Below are 18470 nucleotides of genomic sequence, written 5' to 3' on the forward strand. Positions count from 1 at the left end.
TAGATATCGATACTATGACTATAGCATAGTCCTATATTTTTTATACAGCGCGACTCCCATGACCTCAAGTCCACAATCTGCACCACTTCACCTGTTTCTTTATTGATGAGGGGACAGTTTTAACTCAGGTTTGATCAACAATTATTTTAATTTTTACACTTCACCAAATTAGAAATATTGTAATACATTGTTTTTAGATTCGATTGAATATCACTTTCTAGTTCAATCAACTCAAACCCATGTTTTTGATACAGTGAGATTAAGTTCTGCTCATCCTCACACTCTAAAATCACAATACGTCCACCTACAATTTTTTGAGCTTCGAATAAAACCGAATATATTTCATCTAAAATAAACTTTAAGCATATTGAGTTATGCTTCACATTTTTATTTTTACCAATTTGACCAATTAAAAAAGCATTAATAAATTTAGCATTCTTACTCATACCATCTATAGACTTTATTTTTGTTTTGCTCATCATGGCATGATCAATATGAATTTGTTTAAATGTTAATGCAAAGTATGCCAGTATATGTTCTGTATGTTCATCAAAAATTAAATAAGTTCTTGAATTTAAACTTTGTTCAAAACGTATAGATTTTTCTCTTAAAAAATTTTCAACATCTAAATTTCTTGGACAAGAAAAAAGACCCAAGAACAAATTGTGTTGTATCTACACCAAGTTCTTGGATCATTTCTCCGAGTTGGATAATCGTCGTTTTAATTGCTCAATTCCTTTTTTGTTTTCTGCAACATAATCACGCTGTTTGACATAAGTTGTTTTGGATGTATCCAATGACTTGGTCAATTTTTCAAATGTCGCCTGATCTGAAAGCAAAAAACTTTTTTCAAAAGATACTGTTGCCATCATAAAACCCTCCATAAAAGGTAGATTTATATTTTAACAGCTCCCATCGCAAAACAATAGCTTCATTTTATCCACCACACCTACCCCCAAGGCCGCAAATCTACAATCTTTACAACTTCTCCTGTTTCTTTATTAATCAGCACCGTCATATCGACTGCTGTTGCTTTAAGTGGAACAAATGCATCGGCTTGAGGATATTTGGCTAAAATTTTTTGTACAGATTGCGAATCATTAAATTGCTTAAGCAATTCCAAGTTTTGGGCACGTTGTTGAATTTGGTGCTTGACTTCATCCATCGGTACATAACGCTCAGGTTTTTGAGCAATTGAAATACCAGCAAACAACTCTTGAAACATTTCATCACTACGAATGTTATTATCTTTTGCAAAAGCAACCCCAACAAACTGTGGTTTAAACCATGAGGGTTGTTGATATTGTGGCAATGCTTGTGCAATATGATCCTCGATCAATTCATTTTTCCGCACAACTTCAAAACGATCAACAGTGTAAGCCAACCATACTGGACGACCTTGCTCAATACTATAGATACCATAAAGCAAGGCAGATAGTTGAATTAAAATAATGATACTTAAATCCATTTTTAAGGTTTTTTTACCTTCTTTATAAACCAACCATCCCAATACTGGCCCTACGACAACATCAATCACCAGCAACATCAGAAAGATATCCGTTACCCCAACTGCGGTCGCTAGTGTAGAAGGATACCAGATTAAAAAATAACACCTACTATAATCAATGCAATAACAAAAGATTATAGTAGAAGTATAACTCATTTTGACATAAAATATTACATAGATTTTATACTATATACATTGCTTTGGAATATATTTACCGACAATATTTTCTGCATGACAATCATAAACGCCATCAGCACTGCGGTTAAAATAAATTTTTGCTCCAACTCCAAAAATTTCATCATTTTTAAACGAACAAGTAATTGCTTTTGTAGTAACAAGTGTTGATAGATCAGGAGCATTAACTGTTATTACACAGTAATCTGATTTCATAGAAGATATTTGATTTAACTGATTAAAGCCTGAATAATTTTCATTAAAATTAAGCTCATAATCATTCCTCAAAGAGGAAATTTCAGTTAAGGCAGTAGTTATAATAGAGCGTTTCACATAATTACTATAAGCAACTACGGCTACAGCAGCCAATATACCAATTATTGCAATTGTGATCATCAATTCAATTAAAGTAAAACCTTTATTCATGTCAGCCCCCCTTTTTATATTGAAAAAGCAATCTTCATGCCAATACTATTATACAATAAAATCAATATCTTATTATTATTCAAGTGACATAATTTGACATTTTTAAGCAATATTTGTGCTATTTATAGCTTTTTATTTTCTTCTGAAATTTAGCTAAATTTTCATCGTAATAACCCAAATCTAGATAATATTTTACATGAACAGGATAGGGATAGTGATATATAACTTTCCGCATTTCAGATGAAGTAAGTGATCCACAATATAGTTGAGCATAATTACTCATTAAATCCAATACAATCGGACTACCCTCTATACTTTCGCATTTTTGTATCTGTGCAAAAAAAGCACTGCGTGAAAAACGATTAAAATCAATAAAGACAAAAGAAATTAATAAAAAATACACAAATAGAAAAAAAATAATAACTGATCGTTTAATACACATTATTTTTACACCTCCCACTAAGGAAAGTATAGGAATAGTCAATATTAAAAAATAAAGATACCTAAAGGGATACTCCAGTAGTGAATGTACTATAAAAGGAGTTAGAAACAGCAAAATACCGTAGCAATTCTTTCGATCTTTATATATTTTTATAAGCATATATAATACATAAATAGTGTATAGTAATCCACCAATTACACCAAACCAGAGGAAAAAATCAATAAATATATTATGTGATGAGACGTAGGAGACTTTGAAATCTAAGCTACTGAATAATCTTGAGGTTCTAACACCATTTATTCCATAACCTACCCATGGATTCTCTATAACTGAACTGATGCTATCTTTCCACAATATTAATCTTGAATCACTTACTGAACTTTCAATTACCTTGAGGTTATGTCTTGAATTTATACTGAAGGAATACGAAAAAAAAATGTATATTAAAATAAGACTTCCAAAAAATGATGTATCAAATTTTCTATTATTTTGTAAAATCAGCCCGATCATTAGTAAAATAAAAAAAGTCAACAACCCTGTTCTTGAACCTGTTAAAAATATAAAAAAAGTAAGATATATTGAAAGTATACAGAGTGATAAAAAACTTATTTTTTTCCTTTTATATAAAATCAATAATGACACCACCCCCATTATAAATAATGTTGAAATATGATTTGGCTGTCCAATATTTCCATAAAACCGTTTCATACCTGAATGTTCAAGTACAAACATATTATTTACATTAAAATACTGAAGCAACATAACAACAGAATTTAAAAAACATACTAAAACTATTATCTTAAGAATAAGATTTATATTTTCACCCTTAAGAAAGACTTCACCTAACAACAACAATAATGCTATAAACAGCATATAAATACTGATAATAACTAAATTTTCAAGATAGTAACTTTCTATAATTAAATACTGAAAAAAAGATAAAATTAGAATAATTATTGGAAATAATATAAATTCATTTACTTTTATATACTTATACTTAAACAATGAAAATGACATTATTATTGATAAAAGCAGGATGAAAAACTCATTTTCTGCCACTATCCAAGGATAGTAATGAAATGGGTATAGCCAAGATAATATCAGCAATAACACTATAGTATATTTAATATAATTTTCAATTTTCATAATAAAAAAGCAAGAGAGTGACTTCTCTTGCTTTCCTTAAAATTTATTAAATTGCACATCCTTTTGGTGCAATAGCTGCTGTAATGGCAGAAGTACCACCATTTGTAATTTTACAATCCCAACCAGCCACGTTCGTACTGTTACCAGAAGCATCGACTGTGTCAACTCCACGCTCCAGTTTTAATGTTGCACCTGTGATAGTTGCTGAACCTGATAATGTGCAACTAATCTCTCCTGTAGTACCAGTAGCTGATACTGCAATAGCACTACAGTTTTTAGTTGAAGTTTTCAAACCAATACTGGCAGGGGTAGTAATCGTTGTCGCATTACCCTCTGAAAGTGCAAGTTCAAACTGTGTTTTCCCTGGGCTGATTTCAGCAAGAGCTGCTGTAACCTGCGAGCGGGCTGCATATTTTTGATACTGAGGAATCGCAATTGCCGCCAAAATACCGATAATCGCGACAACGATCATTAATTCAATAAGAGTAAAACCCTTTTGCATTGTGTTCATAACATTCTCCAATGTATAAATTTTTTATAAGCTTTATTCAGCTACTTGTATTCAGCACGTTTTATGCCAGCTCCTAGCTTAGCCAATTTTAACTCAAAAAAACAGTGACTTAAACCATTATTAGCACTGATCAGAATTAATGCAATTCAGACACTTTATGAAAAAATATGACAATTAACGTCATGTTTATCTCATTCTCTACGCTAAAAGTTCCTCCCATTTTTGATGATTTTCGAATTGTTTTAAAATTGAGCGAAATAAGTCACATAAAAATTAATTTTTATTTTTTGAAGATTTTTACCGTTCATCTGAAGATAGAATGCACTAGCCGATTGATAGCGTATCACATCTAAGGTTTAGTCCGCTAAAATAATGAACCCCTCTTGCTCATATAAAAAATTCAGTTCAATCAATCGAGCTATATCGCGATAAAAAGTACGTTCCGTTTTACCTGTATATAAAATTTGGATTTGAGCTATACGATACAAATCGGCTTGGGTTAAAAACTTTTTCGTCTGACCCGCTACAAGCATAATGGTTTGAATCAAATTAAATTGTCTATCCGAAATACGCTTGCTAAATTTGGCATCGTTCAAAGCAGTTTGATAAAGCAAAAAACTGATCAAGCCATTACTTTGATCATGTAAGTTGTTGATGGTTTCAAACATTCCTTTTAATACAAACTCAATAAAAGCTTGGTTAGGCAATGGCTCTTTTTTATCAGCAGACTTTCGACATATATTAAATAATGCAAAATACTCATGAATATTGATTTGATAATATGCCCAAATTGCTGATGAACTAAAACGATAACCTGACTGTTCAAGCACGAGCATTTCAATTAAACGACCTGTCCGACCATTGCCATCCCAAAATGGATGAATTAACTCAAAATAATAATGTGCCAAACATGCACGGACAATCACAGGTTGATTAATCACATTTGGACTATTGAGCCACTCTACCCACGCCTGTATCAGATACTCAATATCCTCAATACATTTCGGTGGACGATATGTCCCACCATGTGCACTATTGCCTACCACTGTCTTTTGGCTAGGTTGATTGTTTCTAAACTGCCCTGCTGGATTATGTTGTTCTTCTAAGTTTTGCGATACCAAGCTATGTAACTGAATAACAGATGTTAAAGATATGCTTTGTCCATCTAGAGGTTGTAATCTTTTCTGACTAAACTGCTTAATCCAACCTATTGCCTCTTTAAGATTAGTTAAGCGGCGCTCCTCAGTCTTTTGTATCATTTTAGGATCTAGTCTTAAAATGTCCTCAGTTTCTTGCTCAGTAAATTGCCCCCCCTCAATGGTATTTGTACTATAAATACTACTTGCTAAAACCTTTTCCTGCACTTGATCTATGATTTGAGGCAAACTTGGCATCTTATTAAATCTATTTTGCGCATCATTCACACGATCTAGCATAGGTTTAATCTGTTGTAGATCAAACCCAAGTTGAAAAATAAAAGAGCCAGATTTATAAGTCATCACTCTTAAAGTCGCATCATCTAACCAAGTTTTACTTTGTTCAGGCATTTTGTCAAAAATTCTGTCAAATAAAATGTCAAAACATTATTATTTTAAATCATGAATTTAGTCAATTTTTAATTGTAAAAATGTCAAAACTTATGTCATTGATACTGTCAAGTTTTACTTAAAAAATAAGCGTGTTTTGATCTTCAGCTTCAACCGCTTTCTTTCAACCAGTTTTCTATCTGTAGTGCAGGCACACGCTCAAACTCTCTTGTATTATTGGTCACCAAAATCAATCCCCTACTTCTCGCATGAGCTGCGATATGTAGATCATTCTCGCCAATCGGTTGACCTTTTCTTTTTAGCTGAGCTTTAATATTTCCATATTGGATTGCAGCATCTACACCATAATCCAAAATTTGCAATCGTGATAAAAAATCCTCTACAACTTTTAAATTCTTCTCGGGCATTTGGCTATTTTCCGCCCCAAAAATTAATTCCGCAACAGTGATACTACTGATACAAAGTTGTGTTGAAACAGCATTAAACCTTTCTTTAACCGCCAGTGGTCTTTGTTTTATTGTATAAATCACAATATTGGTATCAAGCATATATTTCAGCATTTAAAACGACTCTCTCTCTGCTGAAATTTGTTCGCCACGCTCAAAGTCATCTGAAAGTTGTAACTCAGGATCTTCGAAAAAACTATCCCAAACCTGTTCTACTGGGCTAATCACTCGCTCAACCCCCACCTGTCGCACAAAAACTTTTTGAGTTGTTTCAGAAAAACGATAAATACTCGGTAGTCTTACTGCTTGGGTACGATTATTCATAAATATGGTTGTAATCACAGCACACCTCCCTCTCGCTATATACAACAAGTATATAGCACAACTAATATCCTATCAATTCAAAATAATCGGCTCATTTGGTAATTCATTGGTTTGTTCAGGGAGCGGTTGATCATAATATTGCGCTAGCACTTGACCAATTTTTTCAATACCCACTAATACGCCCTGTTGATACTGTTTATTTTTTAAATTCTCAATGATCAAAGCACAAATCTGTTGCCAAGTTTCCACATCCGTTGCATTTTTTAAGCCACGATCAATCACAATTTCAACTTTGCGCTCGCATAAATTTAGATACAACAACACCCCACTATTCAGTTCTGTATCCCACACCCCAAGTTCAGCAAAAAGTTGCTGAGCCCGTAAACGCGTATCTTGATAATAGGCCTGAGAACACGGAATATGCCCTTCAATGACAACTTGGATTTCGCCAACGTGTCCCTGCTCGGCTTGTTGTACACCTTTGGCAATCTCAACACGGTCCTGTTGATTAAAATAACGATGTGTCGCAGAGATATACAAAAAGTGTTTAAACCAACGTTTTAAACTAGGTGTGACACGCTCATCCAACTTCGGTTGAGTAATAATCTGTGTTGTGTCTGTTTTCGTTACCATGAGCCTGAAGCACCTCCTCCACCAAAACTACCGCCACCGCCACGGTAGCCTCCACCACCAAAACCGCCACCGCCGCCGCCACGCCCCCCACCAGAGAGAAAAGCCTGAAAGATGAGTTGTGCCAAAGAGGTGATTAATAAAAAGAATACACCGATGCCCAAAATTAAACTCATCACAACACCAGCGCCATTGACCAGCCCTGCAACAGCAGCAGCCACACCAGCAGTTGATGCACTCAGACGCTTTCCAACCACAAATGATCCAATCACACCAGCAACCAGAATAAACAGTGCCATCGACATGGTGTTCTCTTTGGCTTGCTGTTGCTGTAACGCTCGCTCATGTCGTTCTTTTAGTTCTTGTGCAGACTGTTGTGCAATTTCAGGATCAAGATTCACAATACGGGTAATTTCATCCAATCCAGCAGATATACCTTGTGCGTACTGCCCTTGTTTAAATGCGGGTGTAATTTGATTACGAATAATTCGACTCAATACCACATCAGGCAACACACCTTCTAAACCATAACCCGTGAGGATTTGAATGTTCCGATCATTAATCGCAATGGCGATGAGCAAGCCGTTGTCTCGTTTCGCTGAACCAAGCTGCCATTTCTCCCCTGCTCTCAATGCAAAATCAAAAATCGCCTCTTGCCCTGTGGTGGGCACAATAATCACACCAATCTGAGCCTTACCTTGTTGGTATAGATTCAGAATCTTTTGATCTAATTGCTGTATTTCAGCAGGGCTCAGAATCTTCGCCTGATCTATCACAGGTTGATTGAGTGTTGGCAGCCCTCGAATCGACTCTCCATCTGCCATATCATTGGCAACTTCGATTGATGTTTGAGTATTTTGATTGTTGGCGGTCGAGGTCGAAGGTTGGGCTCTTTGTTGCTCTTGAATAATTTTGCCTGCAATCAACACATCACTTTGATCAGTGGCGGTTGCTTGCTCTGCCCATACCTTATGCTGAAAACAAATTGCGCTCAAAAGAAGCATACAAACGACGACCAATCGCTGTTTGTATGTTTGCTTCAATGTTTTCAGCATAAAATTACTCCCAAATATTCAAAGTTAATTAAATGAAACCGTAGGAGCTTGTTGAGCAGATTGTTCCGCCTTGAAGTTTTCTTTGGTTTTCATGCCAATCACTTTCGCAGTCATGACTTGTGGGAATTGGCGTGAATAAGCATTGTAATCTTGAACACTGGTAATATATCGATTACGAGCGACTGCAATACGGTTTTCCGTACCTTCAAGTTGCGCTTGTAAATCTCGGAAATTTTCATTGGCTTTAAGATCAGGATAATTCTCTGAAACTGCAATCAGGCGGGATAGTGCGCCAGTCAATTGACTTTGTGCTTGCTGGTAACGCTCAAATAATACAGGATCTTCTAGAACTTCTTTATCCACTTTTAAGCCCGCAACGTTAGAGCGTGCCTGTGTGACTTCAGTCAATACTTGCTCTTCATGTTTGGCATAGCCTTTCACAACATTTACTAAGTTAGGTACAAGATCAGCCCGTCGTTGGTACTGGTTTTGCACTTCTGACCATGCAGCCGTCACCGCCTCATCTTTAACTTGCAATGTGTTATAGCCACAACCCGTGAATAGCAATGTACTTGCCAAAATTGTTGCAAGTGCAGTTTGTTTCATCAGTTTCATACCTATTTATCCTCAAGTTTTTCTTTATATTTTTAACGATAATTTATTGTAATGTGATTTTTTACGCGCTGTGTAAAGTTTATTAAATTTGGTTATTCAATATTTAAATAAAAAAGGCATCACTTCCATGTTTGAAGTAATGCCCCACTAAACACAATTTGCGTCGATTTAAATTAACTATAAATTTTGGATGCTGTTCCTTCTTGAAATGAAATCATGCCATATTCATCGGCCATACGTGCTTTCCAATAATTGACTAACTTCGTATAGTCATGCTTGGCAGGGTGAAAATCTGCTTGATAATAAGATAAATATTCAGGAATGAGCTGAATTAACATTTTTACAAGCAAATATGTACCAAATAAATTACCGCCGACTTTAGGCAAACTATTCCATTTATCTTGCCATATTAAACGCGTCGTTCCATAAAAAACCAAACTCGCAAAACCTGTGGTGACGCTACGCATCAACAAACGGCGAATACGATCATCTCCATACACTTCTTGGTAAACATCAAAGGCCACGGAACGATGCTCAATTTCTTCAATCGCGTGCCAGACCCAGAGTTTCATTGCGTCATCGTCCAAGGTACTCAGAATCTCTGGATGTCTGAGGATATATCCCCCTAACATCGCAGTAAAATGTTCAAAAGCACAGGTTAAAGCCAATTGCAATTTCGGATGAATATTCCGAAGTGCATCATCTCGTTTTGCCAGCCACGCTTGGAAACGATCTAAATTATAGTCATCGCGTCGCCATGCATCATTGAATTCAGTGTGTGCCTTGGAGTGCATCGCTTCTTGACCAATAAAGGCTGCAATCTGTGCTTGTAATTGAGGATCTTTGACTTTATCTCGTACATTGCGAACACTATTGACAAAGTATTGTTCCCCAATCGGAAAAGTAGAAGAAAGTGCCGTTAACAAATGAGACATCAGTGGAGAATTCGCGAAATAATGCCGCTTAATTTTTTGTGGATTAAATTGCAAACGTCGCACCGTAATTCCCAAGGCTTTAGGACGGTTTAAATAACTCTTTTCTTGATTTACATTTGCAAGTGCCATATCGAATGCCTGCGCAATTTTTATACTGAGTTTGAGTATTACGCTAGGAAAACTCGATGCACAGGGCAAAAAAGCTTATAAAATTTGCCAAAACTACCAAACGGACCAGATGAAAGAACAAAGCCTGCATTTCGCAGGCTTTGTTTAGAATAGGTTTCAGCGTTAAGTGTTTAGACACCAAGGTAATCTAATATACCTTCAGCAGCTTGACGACCTTCCCAGATTGCGGTTACGACAAGATCTGAACCACGCACCATATCTCCACCCGCAAAAATCTTTGGATTAGAGGTTTGGAACTTAAATTCTTGTTGCTCAGCAGCAACCACACGACCTGAACCATCAAGGCTGACTTTTGCATTCGCAAACCAGTCCGCTGGACTTGGACGGAAACCGAAAGCCAATAAAACTGCATCAGCTGGTAAGACTTCTTCAGAACCAGGAATTGGTTCAGGGCTACGACGACCACGGCTATCAGGCTCACCCATCTGTGTCGTCACAACTTTTACGCCTGTGACTTTGCCATTCTCGCCTACAATTTCAATTGGCTGACGATTGAACAGGAATTTCACCCCCTCTTCATAGGCATTCTTCACTTCGCGCGCAGAACCTGGCATGTTGCTTTCGTCACGACGGTAAGCACAGGTGACTTCTTGTGCGCCTTGACGCAACGAAGTACGGTTACAGTCCATTGCGGTATCACCACCACCAAGCACAATCACCTTTTTACCATCAACACTGATATATTCGCTTGGATCTTTTTCCCAACCTTGGCAACGATTTACGTTTGCAATCAAGAAATCCAATGCGTCATAAACACCATCAAGATCTTCACCTGGGAAGCCACCTTTCATGTAGGTATAAGTCCCCATACCCATGAACACTGCATCGTATTCAGCAAGTAATTGTTCAATTGTAACGTCCACACCGATTTCAGTATTCAAACGGAATTCGATGCCCATCCCCGTGAAGATTTCACGACGACGCTTCATCACATCTTTTTCCATTTTAAATTCTGGAATACCAAATGTAAGTAGACCACCAATTTCAGGGCGTTTATCAAACACCACTGGCTTGACACCACCGCGCGCAAGAATGTCAGCACAACCTAAACCCGCAGGACCTGCACCGATAATGGCAACTTTTTTATTGGTCCATTTTACACCAGACATATCTGGACGCCAGCCTAAAGCAAAGGCAGTGTCATTAATATATTTTTCCGCATTACCAATCGTCACTGCACCAAAACCATCATTTAAGGTACAAGCACCTTCACACAAACGGTCTTGTGGACAAACACGACCACATACTTCTGGCAAGGTATTGGTTTGGTGGCACAGCTCGGCTGCTTGGAAAATTTGACCTTCTGCAATCAGCTTTAACCAGTTAGGAATATAGTTATGTACAGGACATTTCCATTCGCAATACGGGTTACCACAACCTAAACAACGATGCGTCTGATTCGCAGCCACTTCAGCAGTAAAAGGTTTATAAATTTCCACAAATTCTGCTTTGCGGACAGTAATATCTTTTTTCTCTGGATCTTGGCGTGGTACGTCCAGAAATTGAAAGTCATTATTGAGGCGTTCTGCCATGTCTCTCTCCGTGGGTAGGCGCAGCGGTTTTCTTCACCTCTGCACCTGCCTATGTCTTTGCAGTCGTGGAATTATTGTGGATCAGCTTGGGTTGTTTTCAAAAGCGTTTGCAAATTAGCAGCTTTTGGTTTTACAAGCCAGAACTTACGACTATAGAAGTCGAACTCATTACGGATTTTGTAAGCCCAAGCACTGCCTGTTTCTTGGATATGCTCATCAAGAATACGTAATAGATATTCTTTATGATCTTCCATCGCTTCTGTCGAGATACGGTTGAGGTCAATCAACTCATGGTTGTAGTAATCAACAAAGTCATTGTCGAGGTCAAGCACATAAGCAAAACCACCCGTCATACCTGCACCGAAGTTGTGACCAACCTTACCTAATACAGTCACCACACCACCCGTCATATATTCACAACAGTGGTCTCCTGCACCTTCAATCACTGCAAATGCACCTGAGTTACGAACGGCAAAACGCTCACCTGCGGTACCCGCTGCAAACAACTTACCGCCTGTTGCACCATATAAACAGGTGTTACCAATGATCGCAGTATTTTGTGTTTGGAATGGTGAACCTTTTGGTGGGAAGATCGATACACGACCACCCGCCATGCCTTTACCAACATAGTCGTTAGCATCACCTTCAAGTTTGATATGCAAGCCACCTGCATTCCACACACCAAGTGATTGACCAGCAGTACCAACCAAATTCATCACAACAGGGCTGTTTTCCATACCCAAGTTGCCATAACGACGTGCAATCTCACCCGAGATACGCGCACCGATTGAACGATCACAGTTACCTACAGTAAAGTTAAATGAGCCGCCTGTTCCCGCTTCAATCGCTGGTAGCATTTCTTCAACCATACGTTCAGCCAAGACACCTTTGTCGAATGGTTCATTGCCTTGAACTTGACAATATTGTGCCTTACCTTCTGCTGCAGGATGAGAGGTTAATAATGCACTTAGGTCTAAGTGTGCATGTTTTTCAGTTTCACCCGGTAATACTTCTAGTAAATCAACACGACCAATCAAGTCTTTTAGTGATGAAACGCCTAATGCAGCCAACCATTCGCGTGTTTCTTCAGCAATGAATTTGAAGAAGTTAATTAACATTTGTGGCTCGCCAATATAATGCTCTTGGCGTAAATGGTCTTGTTGGGTTGCCACACCAGTTGCACAGTTATTTAAATGACAAATACGTAAGTATTTACAACCTAATGCGATCATTGGTGTAGAACCAAAACCGAAACTTTCAGCACCTAAAATAGCGGCTTTAATCACATCCAAACCTGTTTTTAAACCACCATCAGTTTGAACACGAACCTTACCACGCAAGTCGTTTACACGAAGAGCCTGATGCGCTTCACTTAAACCCAACTCCCATGGTGAACCCGCATGGTGAATCGACGAAAGCGGTGAGGCTGCTGTACCACCGTCATAACCTGAAATGGTGATGAAGTCTGCATAAGCTTTTGCAACACCAGCGGCAATTGTCCCTACACCCGGCTCAGATACTAATTTCACTGAAACCATCGCTTGAGGATTGACTTGCTTCAAGTCAAAGATCAATTGCGACAAATCTTCAATCGAATAAATATCGTGGTGTGGAGGTGGAGAAATCAAGGTCACGCCTGGCACCGAGTAACGTAAACGCGCAATCAAGCCATTTACTTTACCACCCGGTAGCTGACCACCCTCACCTGGTTTCGCACCTTGCGCCACTTTGATCTGTAGAACTTCAGCAGAAGTTAAGTACGCTGGTGTTACACCAAAACGACCTGATGCGATCTGTTTAATTTTTGAGTTACGAATCGTGCCATAACGTGCAGGATCTTCACCGCCCTCACCAGAGTTCGAACGACCACCGATAGTATTCATTGCGATCGCAATTGCTTCATGTGCTTCTGGAGACAATGCGCCTAAAGACATACCCGCAGAGTCAAAGCGAGGCAAGATCTCTTCAATGGTTTCAACTTGATCCAATGCAATTGAATTGGTGGTTTTTAACTTAAATAAATCACGAATCGTTGCAACAGGGCGATTATTTACCAACTCTGCATATTCTTTAAAGTCTTGGTATTGACCTGAGCGAACAGCCTTGTGAAGTGAGTTAATCACGTCTGGGTTGAACGCATGGTACTCTTTACCAAAAACAAATTTGAGCAAACCACCTTGATCAATCGGCTTACGGTTCTGCCAAGCAGTGGTCGCCAACTTCTTCTGGTCTTTCTCTAAGTCAGCAAAGGTTGCACCTTGAATACGACTTGGCACACCAAGGAAACATTGGTCCACAACCTCTGAAGATAAACCAACTGCTTCAAATAACTGACCACCACGATAAGAGGCAACCGTCGAGATGCCCATTTTAGAGAGTACTTTTAATAAGCCTTTCTCAATCCCTTTACGGAAATTCGCTTGTGCGTGAATTGGATCACCCAATAACTCACCTTTAGCAACCAAATCATTGATTACGTCATAAGCTAAGTACGGATACACCGCTGTTGCACCAAAGCCAAGCAATACAGCGAATTGATGTGCGTCACGAGCAAAACCCGTTTCAACTAAAATGTTTGCATCAGTACGCAAACCGGTTTTAATCAAATAATGGTGAACTGCACCTGTTGCCAATGCTGAATTTGCAGGTAAGAAACCTTCACGAATATTTTTATCCGTTAAAACAATCAAAGTCTTACCATCACGAATTGCTTGCGCGGCTTCTTCACAAATACGTGTAATTGCAGCTTGCAAACCCTCAGTCTCAGCGTAATTCAAATCAATATCAACTACGCCATAGCCTTCGCGCTCTTTTTCTACATCACGAAGCTGCTGCATTTTCGAATTAGACAATACAGGGCTTGAAATGATGATGCGATCCGCATGTTCTGGACCTTGTTCGAATACGTTTTGCTCACGACCTAAACAAGTTTCCAATGACATTACAATTGATTCACGTAATGGATCAATTGGTGGATTGGTGACTTGCGCAAATTGTTGACGGAAATAGTCAGACACATGGCGTACTTGACGAGACAATACTGCCATTGGCGTATCATCACCCATCGAACCCACCGCCTCTTGACCACTTTCAGCAATCGGACGTAACAATTGATCACGCTCTTCAAATGTTACCATAAACATTTTTTGAGCTGCTTTTAATTGATCACCTACTAAACCTTGATCAATCAATTGCTCTTCTAACTCAGGATTCGCTTTCAGGCGAATGGCATGATCACGCAACCATTCACGATACGGACGCATATTTTTAAGATGATTACTGACATCTTTAGTGTCCAGCACTTTACTAGTTAAAGTATCAACCACCAAGATTTGACCTGGACCAACGCGGCCTTTAGACACCACATCTTCTGGATGATAGTCCCATACGCCAATCTCAGAGGCCAACGTGATGTAATCATTCTTTGTGATCACCCAACGTGCAGGACGCAAACCATTACGGTCCAACATACAGATCGCATGACGACCATCTTGAATAACTAACCCAGCAGGACCATCCCACGCTTCCATATGCTTAGAGTTGAACTCATAGAAGGCACGTAAGTCCGCATCTAATGTTTCAACGTTTTGCCATGCTGGTGGAACAAGCATACGTAATGCACGGAATAGATCCATACCACCGCCCACAAGGATTTCAAGCATATTATCTAAGCTAGAAGAGTCCGAACCAGTACGGTTTACAATTGGATTTAACTCAGTTAAACCTGGCAATAATGGGTTTTCAAATTTTGGAGTACGCGCCAAAGCCCAATTACGGTTTGCAGTAATGGTATTAATCTCACCATTATGCGCAAGATAACGGAACGGCTGAGCCAACGGCCAACGCGGTAATGTGTTGGTTGAGAAACGCTGATGGAATACCACGATATGTGATTTTAAACGCTCGTCCGCCAAGTCAGTATAAAAGTCAGCAATTGCCGCAGGCATCATCAGACCTTTATAGCTGATTACCGTTGTTGCTAAAGTCGTCACATAGAATAAAGGATCATTGTGCAACTGTTGTTCAGCACGACGGCGCGCTAAAAATAACTTACGGTTGAATTCAACCTCAGTTAAGCCCATTGGGCAATTTACAAGAATTTGTTCGAACACAGGCAATGATTGCAATGCAATCTCGCCTAATGCGTCATTATTTGTTGGCACAACACGCCACGTTGCAACTGTTAAACCTTCCGCTGCAATTTCCTTATTCAGAATATTCTTTGCATTTTGAGCAAGTGCTGGATCAATATTTAGAAATACAGTACCCGCAGCAAAAATTTCTGTCAGGTTGACCCCTAATTTTAGTGCTTCATCACGGAAAAATTGTTTAGGCATAGCCAATAACAATCCGCACCCATCTCCTGTCTTACCATCTGCGGCAATACCACCACGGTGCGTCATGCAACTTAAACTGTGAATCGCGGTTTCAACTAAATGATGGCTTGATTCCCCTTTCATGTGGGCGATCAGACCAAAACCACAGTTATCCTTAAACTCATCAGGTTGATATAAACCTTGAGCGGGAGCTACAGTATTAGGCGATGGCATGTGCATAGCGTACCCTTCTTTTCAACATGGCTCTTTCGAGCAACAAACAATCAATTCATTTTCTGCGATATTGCCGATTAACTCATACAAAGTTCAATGCTTCGCGAAAACATTTTTCATGGCGAATTTGCAATATACGTCTTTCTCATCCAAGAATCAGCGTATTTACCATGTAATGTGTTTTCAGTTATTACACCTTAGCAAGGCTTTGTAAAGCAGAAAACTTTACATTTCACCAAATTAATGAGTCATTTAGCACCAAAAAGAACATTGAGCAGACAAATTAGCACCACAAAAAAGCAAAAAACATGCCAACAAGATATAAATTTACTAAATCATTAAAAAAATTAAAATAACTTTAATTTATAGTGATCTGAGACCAAGATTTACTGACCAAAAATGCACCACAAAAAAGCATAGCGCCACAATATTGCACTAATAAAGCACCATTTTAGTGCTCATTAATTAAAGGGGTCACTGATTTCGCGCTTAGAAGAATCTGAATTTTCTTTTATTTTCTCTGCATTTGTCGGTGTATGGACAGCAGACTGATTTTGCTGGACATTCACGACATTGCCTTGTGCATCACGGCGAGTCACCATTGTTCTCACGGTTGTCGATGCATCTACTGATGAAGTTGCTTTATTGGCTGAAGTCGCACTTCGAGTGGTCCCAATTAATAGCGTTTCATCAACCTTTGGTAAAGCAGCGGGTTTTAATTGAATCGCATAGAGCTGATTGGTGGACAGCTTCATCTCATCTGCACCCAAATCATTCACTAAATCGACATAAGTTTCGAGCCGCTGTGCTTTCGGTTGGATTGATTCTGGTAGACTCAACTCTAATTGTGCAAATTGACGATTCGCTTCATCTGGATTGGCAAACAGACCATATACCAAAACATATTGTTCAACTTGATCTTGGCCACTTAAACGAAAATAGGTAAATTTTTTCCGATCTGAGCGATTTAATAAAAAGTTTTTAATAATTGCTTCGTTTGAACTACGAAAAATTTCCATCGTCCAACGACGCTGATTGTCTTTGACAAATTTCGTCCCACGAAATTCAGGAAGATGCTCGTTAGCAACCACCACACGCGCTTTTAAATCCAAAGGTCTTACACTATCTGATAAGGCACCCAAATGCGTCGTGGCAGCGACCTTTTCAGGTTGAATTTGCACAGAGGTTTCCGTTTTCGAAGGTTGCTCCACTTCAACCAAAGCATCACGATCCGTCACCGCCCAAAAAACCAATGCAGCAATTAAACAAGCGAGCGCTAAAACTAGCCAGCTATATTGTTGAATATTTTGCCAAATTGATCGTGACACAGCCATGCTTTCCTTCGTGATTTATATTGCAGATTGATTTGCAAGAATAGATTGTTTCATTAGCTCAATATCAAAGTCTTTAGTGATCACAGCTTGCCCTAACTTTTGGAGCAAAACTAAGCGCAATTGACCATTTAAAACTTTTTTATCATGTGCCATATAAGCAAGAAACTCATCTAATGGAATTTTTGGACATGATATCGGTAAATTAGCACGTTGAATGATTTTTTTTGTACGTTCTACATCTTCAACCGCGATCCACCCTAAACGCTGTGATAAATCTGCAGCCATGACCATACCCGTTGCAACAGCCTCTCCATGCAACCATACGCCATAACCCAAATAAGACTCTATCGCATGACCAAAAGTATGACCTAAATTCAATAATGCTCGCTCACCTTGTTCTTTTTCATCATTAGCAACAATACGTGCTTTATGGGCACATGAGCGATAAACCGCTTCTGCTAGTAAATTTGCATCACGAGCAACCAATGCATCCATATGTTGCTCTAACCATAACAAGAAGTCTTGATCACCCAATAGTGCATATTTAATGACTTCAGCCAAACCCGCTGATAGCTCGCGATCAGGCAAGGTATCTAGCTGGGCCATATCCGCAAGCACCACCTGCGGTTGCTGAAAAGCACCTAACATGTTTTTCCCCAAAGGATGATTAATCCCCGTTTTCCCCCCAACGCTCGAATCTACCTGAGATAAAAGCGTGGTCGGTACTTGTACAAAATTCACGCCACGCTGAAAACATGCCGATGCAAATCCAGCCATATCGCCAATTACACCACCACCCAAAGCCAGTACCGTGCAGTCACGATTAAAACCAGACTCTAATAAAGCATCAAAAATCAAGTTGAGATGTTGAATATCTTTGAATTGCTCACCATCAGGTAAGATGCACTGCGCAACCTGCTTATTCAGTTGAATGAGCGCATCTTTGTAGCTTTGCAAATATAAAGGAGCGACAGTGGTATTGGAAACCAGCATGACTTGTCGCCCATGTAAATATGGCTCAAGCAAAGTTTTAGGATCTAAATGACTTCCAATAAAAATCGGATAACGACGCTCGCCTAACTCGACATATAATGTTTGCATAACTTA

The 18470-nt window shown here is 38.8% G+C and carries 16 protein-coding genes and 1 pseudogene; all 17 read right to left on the bottom strand.

Going from position 1 to position 18470, the window contains the following annotated elements; translation table 11 throughout:
• Positions 1-146 precede the first annotated feature (146 nt).
• A complete protein-coding gene (locus AAC851_RS07705) occupies positions 147-656 on the bottom strand; it encodes an acetyltransferase (protein ID WP_340600709.1) in 510 nt (169 codons plus the stop codon).
• A gap of 36 nt (positions 657-692) precedes the next feature.
• Entirely contained in the window at positions 693-869 is a 177-nt protein-coding gene (locus AAC851_RS07710) for a hypothetical protein (RefSeq protein WP_340600710.1), read from the bottom strand.
• An 80-nt stretch (positions 870-949) separates the two neighbouring features.
• A pseudogene (tfpZ, locus tag AAC851_RS07715) lies at positions 950-1632 on the bottom strand (TfpX/TfpZ family type IV pilin accessory protein).
• Positions 1633-1693: 61 nt separating this feature from the next.
• Positions 1694-2107, bottom strand: a complete 414-nt coding sequence (locus AAC851_RS07720; protein WP_340600711.1) for a prepilin-type N-terminal cleavage/methylation domain-containing protein — start codon at positions 2105-2107, stop codon at positions 1694-1696.
• A 118-nt stretch (positions 2108-2225) separates the two neighbouring features.
• Entirely contained in the window at positions 2226-3695 is a 1470-nt protein-coding gene (locus AAC851_RS07725; RefSeq protein WP_340600712.1) for a pilin glycosylation ligase domain-containing protein, read from the bottom strand.
• Positions 3696-3741: 46 nt separating this feature from the next.
• Positions 3742-4197: a pilin gene (locus tag AAC851_RS07730; RefSeq protein ID WP_445290556.1), complete on the bottom strand. Its 456-nt coding sequence runs from the start codon at positions 4195-4197 to the stop codon at positions 3742-3744.
• A 365-nt stretch (positions 4198-4562) separates the two neighbouring features.
• Positions 4563-5753, bottom strand: a complete 1191-nt coding sequence (locus AAC851_RS07735) for a Fic family protein (protein WP_340600714.1) — start codon at positions 5751-5753, stop codon at positions 4563-4565.
• 149 nt (positions 5754-5902) lie between these two features.
• A complete protein-coding gene (gene vapC, locus AAC851_RS07740; RefSeq protein ID WP_008941148.1) occupies positions 5903-6313 on the bottom strand; it encodes a type II toxin-antitoxin system tRNA(fMet)-specific endonuclease VapC in 411 nt (136 codons plus the stop codon).
• A complete protein-coding gene (gene vapB, locus AAC851_RS07745) occupies positions 6314-6541 on the bottom strand; it encodes a type II toxin-antitoxin system VapB family antitoxin (RefSeq protein ID WP_161409140.1) in 228 nt (75 codons plus the stop codon).
• Between the two features lie 54 nt (positions 6542-6595).
• Positions 6596-7156, bottom strand: a complete 561-nt coding sequence (locus AAC851_RS07750) for a TPM domain-containing protein (protein ID WP_340600715.1) — start codon at positions 7154-7156, stop codon at positions 6596-6598.
• On the bottom strand, positions 7150-8208 hold the full coding sequence (locus AAC851_RS07755) for a TPM domain-containing protein (protein ID WP_320532898.1): 1059 nt from the start codon (positions 8206-8208) through the stop codon (positions 7150-7152). The genes AAC851_RS07750 and AAC851_RS07755 overlap by 7 nt, the downstream gene beginning before the upstream one ends.
• A gap of 24 nt (positions 8209-8232) precedes the next feature.
• Entirely contained in the window at positions 8233-8823 is a 591-nt protein-coding gene (locus tag AAC851_RS07760; protein ID WP_004641306.1) for a LemA family protein, read from the bottom strand.
• 173 nt (positions 8824-8996) lie between these two features.
• On the bottom strand, positions 8997-9887 hold the full coding sequence (locus AAC851_RS07765; protein WP_320532897.1) for a metal-dependent hydrolase: 891 nt from the start codon (positions 9885-9887) through the stop codon (positions 8997-8999).
• Between the two features lie 170 nt (positions 9888-10057).
• Positions 10058-11479, bottom strand: coding sequence for an FAD-dependent oxidoreductase (locus AAC851_RS07770; RefSeq protein WP_005087020.1), 1422 nt, complete (start codon positions 11477-11479; stop codon positions 10058-10060).
• A gap of 71 nt (positions 11480-11550) precedes the next feature.
• Positions 11551-16029 (bottom strand): glutamate synthase large subunit, encoded by a 4479-nt coding sequence (gltB, locus tag AAC851_RS07775; RefSeq protein WP_340600716.1) that lies wholly within the window; start codon positions 16027-16029, stop codon positions 11551-11553.
• A gap of 461 nt (positions 16030-16490) precedes the next feature.
• Positions 16491-17363 (bottom strand): hypothetical protein, encoded by an 873-nt coding sequence (locus AAC851_RS07780; RefSeq protein ID WP_340600717.1) that lies wholly within the window; start codon positions 17361-17363, stop codon positions 16491-16493.
• Between the two features lie 15 nt (positions 17364-17378).
• A complete protein-coding gene (gene aroB, locus AAC851_RS07785) occupies positions 17379-18464 on the bottom strand; it encodes a 3-dehydroquinate synthase (RefSeq protein ID WP_325771328.1) in 1086 nt (361 codons plus the stop codon).
• Positions 18465-18470: the final 6 nt, after the last annotated feature.

This window comes from Acinetobacter sp. HZNU-JH01, from assembly GCF_037996845.1.
In the GTDB taxonomy this organism is placed as follows: Bacteria; Pseudomonadota; Gammaproteobacteria; order Pseudomonadales; family Moraxellaceae; genus Acinetobacter; species Acinetobacter haemolyticus.

Bases quoted from the DNA above. Each gene is read 5' to 3' on its own strand.
- AAC851_RS07735 (WP_340600714.1), bottom strand. From the start codon at position 5,753: ATGCCTGAACAAAGTAAAACTTGGTTAGATGATGCGACTTTAAGAGTG.
- AAC851_RS07730 (WP_445290556.1), bottom strand. From the start codon at position 4,197: ATGCAAAAGGGTTTTACTCTTATTGAATTAATGATCGTTGTCGCGATT.
- AAC851_RS07720 (WP_340600711.1), bottom strand. From the start codon at position 2,107: ATGAATAAAGGTTTTACTTTAATTGAATTGATGATCACAATTGCAATA.
- AAC851_RS07725 (WP_340600712.1), bottom strand. From the start codon at position 3,695: ATGAAAATTGAAAATTATATTAAATATACTATAGTGTTATTGCTGATA.
- AAC851_RS07750 (WP_340600715.1), bottom strand. From the start codon at position 7,156: ATGGTAACGAAAACAGACACAACACAGATTATTACTCAACCGAAGTTG.
- vapC (WP_008941148.1), bottom strand. From the start codon at position 6,313: ATGCTGAAATATATGCTTGATACCAATATTGTGATTTATACAATAAAA.
- AAC851_RS07710 (WP_340600710.1), bottom strand. From the start codon at position 869: ATGGCAACAGTATCTTTTGAAAAAAGTTTTTTGCTTTCAGATCAGGCG.
- AAC851_RS07770 (WP_005087020.1), bottom strand. From the start codon at position 11,479: ATGGCAGAACGCCTCAATAATGACTTTCAATTTCTGGACGTACCACGC.
- AAC851_RS07755 (WP_320532898.1), bottom strand. From the start codon at position 8,208: ATGCTGAAAACATTGAAGCAAACATACAAACAGCGATTGGTCGTCGTT.
- aroB (WP_325771328.1), bottom strand. From the start codon at position 18,464: ATGCAAACATTATATGTCGAGTTAGGCGAGCGTCGTTATCCGATTTTT.
- AAC851_RS07760 (WP_004641306.1), bottom strand. From the start codon at position 8,823: ATGAAACTGATGAAACAAACTGCACTTGCAACAATTTTGGCAAGTACA.
- AAC851_RS07780 (WP_340600717.1), bottom strand. From the start codon at position 17,363: ATGGCTGTGTCACGATCAATTTGGCAAAATATTCAACAATATAGCTGG.
- gltB (WP_340600716.1), bottom strand. From the start codon at position 16,029: ATGCCATCGCCTAATACTGTAGCTCCCGCTCAAGGTTTATATCAACCT.
- AAC851_RS07765 (WP_320532897.1), bottom strand. From the start codon at position 9,887: ATGGCACTTGCAAATGTAAATCAAGAAAAGAGTTATTTAAACCGTCCT.